A 3,509-nucleotide genomic window follows, 5' to 3' on the forward strand; every position below is an offset into this window, starting at 1 on the left:
GTGTATTTCCTATCAACACCTTATAACTCGCTGCGCAAAGTCTACTGACTTTGCGGAATATTTTAAACTTTCTATTTTATTTATTTTCATTGTAACTCTTCCTTCTTTTTCTTTATTTTACCTCAAAGTCGGGTTCCGATAGCTATCGGAATTGAGGAGCAGGGTACACTTTCTTCCACTAGTTTGATGTAAACATATAAGTCCAAATATTCGGCAGTTTTGAGTTCTGCCCAACTGTTGAGTTATGAAAAGATAATGCATTTATATTTAACGACATTGAATGTGCATTTGAATATGGTGCAGTCAAATTATCTACCAAAAGAGGGTTTTCAGTTGCTGTTAATAATCCTAAACTTCTCATATTTGCAACTTGATAATTGAAAGGCACTATTTCATCTTGAGTATGCAAAAGTGAATAATGCTTGCTTATTGGAGTAAGTCCAGTTTGTGATAACCAATTTGCTGGATTATTAAAATAAGTACTATAATCATTTGGTCCAGAAAACATTACAACTCTATCTGTCAAAAATCGTTTTGCTATGTAACAAGCGTGACCAGAACCTTGTGAATGTCCTGAAACAATAACTTTATACCATAAAATAGTGTTTGATGCAGTTAAATATTGCCCCCAATTTTCATTCGGATAAGTATTTTTTAAATATATCAGAAGTTTAGTTGCTCTTGTTGTTATACAATTTAAAGCATTTACGTCAACAACACTACTAATTTGATTACCGAAACAGATTTCATCTCTAAAATCATTGAAACCATTTATGTCTGCGCTATTTGACATTGAAAAAGCGGCGACATCATTTGGATATGATAAACTAATAACATCTAATCCAATTGTTGCTCCGTGGTCACATATATAATTATAATCTTTTGGTATGCTATAACTTCCTCCAATAAATAATAATAGTTTGTTTAAATGTGTTTTTGTATTTCTAGCAACATAATGACTTTCTTGCGTTAATGAATAATTCGTATCTGTTTGATTTGGTTGAATTAATGTGGAAATATTTTGACCAATTGTATTGTCTGTTGTAATAGTTTCGTCTTTGCTACAAGATATTATTAAAATAAATGAAAATAGAAACAATATGTTTTTCATAATTATTTAATATTTCTCTGTTAGACTATTTAATTAAAAAAAGGTTTAAAAATAATCATATTCTCTTTTTTCGTAGCGTCGCTCAAGGGTTTCTTTCAACGTCAGACCGTCAAAAAACTTCCACAATCCTCAAACAAATATAAATAATACTTGTAAGAAAAAATGTTTTTCTTACTAAAACCATACAACATCCTGACACTTTGGGTTCTTTTTGGACTTTAAAAACTCTATTGTAAATACTTAGCATTGAACTATTACTAAAAAATAAACCTTCTTTAAATCGCTTTAAAAAAGGTCTTTTTTGGAATTATTTTGAAATAGTATTTTTTATTGGGGTTGTGCAACAGCTACGTGTGTTAGCCACTGCCTCATTTATTCATACAGCCATCCATGATCCCCTGTTTGATATCCGGATAGGAATAATGTAAATAAAAAGTTATAACGATTACTAAAATAGTTTTCCATTGAGTTCTAATCAATGAATTTAGATCATATAATAATGTTTACATTTTGCTTTTTTTTAGTTTGTAATTTAAAACTCCCCCTTCAACACATCTACACCAATTGCATACCCATATACTTTGCCATTGGCATCTTTGTAAATTCTGATTTTATTGCAAGCCATTCCTAAATTAACTTTCTCCCAGGTTTTACCACCGTCTTTGGTTTCGTAGCCTGTATTCATGGTGCCTACAAATCCGTGGTTTTCGTCAATAAACCCAATTCCAAATTCTCTTGCTCCAGCATCTTCCACTAAGTTGATTTCATTCCAAGTTTCGCCGCCATCGGTTGTTTTGGCAATGCGTTGTTGTTTTACATTTGGATCTGGATTATAGGATTGTATAGTTACATAGCCAACTTGCTTTGTTGGGAATGATGCCTTCCAAGTGCCTTCAAACGGACGATTGGATTGGTACACCTTTTTCCAAGATTTTCCTCCATCGCTGGTTTTTAAAATCAAGGCATTCGATTTTTCCATATCTTCATCGGAAGCAGCACAAACAAATCCGTTGTTTTTATCAAACATTTTGATATCAAAGAGCATTTTACAGTCGTTGTTCATACTATTGGAAGTCCAAGTTTCGCCACCATCGTGTGATACCATCATATTAGCAGGAGAACCTACACGACCTACTGCATAAATATGTATTTTGTAGTCTATTTTGCCGTGATTAATATATTGCTCTTTGACAATATCAATGGCACAAAGTCCTTTAACATAAGGTCCTTTATAGTCAACCGGCTTCCAAGTTTTGCCACCATCTCTAGTTCCATACAGTGGTATGGAATCGGTAACATTAGGAAAATAATCTGTTCCAACCGTACCCGCAAAACCAACTAAATTATCCACAAAGGCAATGGTTCGAAAAAAAGTCCCTTTTTTTTCCAATTGTTTTTCCCAAGTTTCGCCGCCATTTTTTGTGTGATAAATACTTCCGTAACCGTTTACATACCAACCTTCTTTTTCATTGATGAAAGTAATGTCGTCTTGTTTCCCTGGATAGCGCTCTGTATTCAATTTTTTCCATCCTTTTTCGGGAAGTATCGTTACATCTTTTTTGGAAAGCACTTCGTTGCTCCATTTTACTGCTGAAAGACCTACCTCAGGATTGTATTCATCAAACAATTGCTGGATCTGTCCATTTGAAAATTTGTTATAGGCTTCTTGCATCGTGCCTGACTTCGCAAAATAATGATCCGTTGAAGGATAAGTCATTAATGTTGCATTACCTGGGTTGAAGAAATTTACGGTATTCACAATTTGCTGATGATCTGCTTTAGAAAATGCCTGAAAATCAGATTCACCAAATTGCACCAAGACTTTTGCAGTAGTATTTTTCCAATTTTCTAAATGAGGGTAATACTGAATTTGTCTCCAGTACTCTGCATTTCTTGAGTAAATTTTTCCTTTACCATCGTATTCCCAACTAGTGCGTAAAATACTGTCGGCCTTAGTCTCTTTGGCAATATCTTCAAGTTTTTCTTTCTTAACGAAATAACGATAGTTTAAATCATATTGAGCAATTACAGATTGTTCCACTTCAATCGGGTTCATGCCTGATAATGCATTTTGAACGCGATACATTTCAATTTGATACTCAAACCAAGATTTAGCAGTAGTTCCATATACTACAACACCCGCAACCTTATTTTTTGCACTAATTGCTGGCGCAACAATTCCACCCATAGAGTGACCAACAATAATGATTTGATTGGCATCTACATAGGGAAGTGACTTCAGTTTTTTTAAGCCTGCCTCAAAATTTTCAATTTCATCTAGCAAATCACAAGACTCGCAAGGAGGTGTATTTTTGCTGTCTCCCAGTCCGCTTTTCTCAATGCGCAGTGTAACGTAACCAGCATCTACATAAGCATCCACAATACGTTTATAGGGATG

At 34.0% G+C, this 3,509-nt stretch carries 2 protein-coding genes; both read right to left on the reverse strand.

The window, feature by feature from the left end; genetic code table 11:
- Positions 1 to 178: 178 nt before the first annotated feature.
- Positions 179 to 1,111, reverse strand: coding sequence for a BPSS1187 family protein (locus ACK5ON_RS09680; protein WP_409821992.1), 933 nt, complete (start codon positions 1,109 to 1,111; stop codon positions 179 to 181).
- 532 nt (positions 1,112 to 1,643) lie between these two features.
- A partial coding sequence (locus tag ACK5ON_RS09685) for an alpha/beta fold hydrolase (protein WP_409821994.1) occupies positions 1,644 to 3,509 on the reverse strand: 1,866 nt, incomplete at its 5' end.

This window comes from Flavobacterium sp., assembly GCF_046317795.1.
In the GTDB taxonomy this organism is placed as follows: domain Bacteria; phylum Bacteroidota; class Bacteroidia; order Flavobacteriales; family Flavobacteriaceae; genus Flavobacterium.

What these genes read in the sequence shown, in the direction of transcription:
- ACK5ON_RS09680 (WP_409821992.1), bottom strand. Translation starts at nt 1,111, where the DNA reads ATGAAAAACATATTGTTTCTATTTTCATTTATTTTAATAATATCTTGT.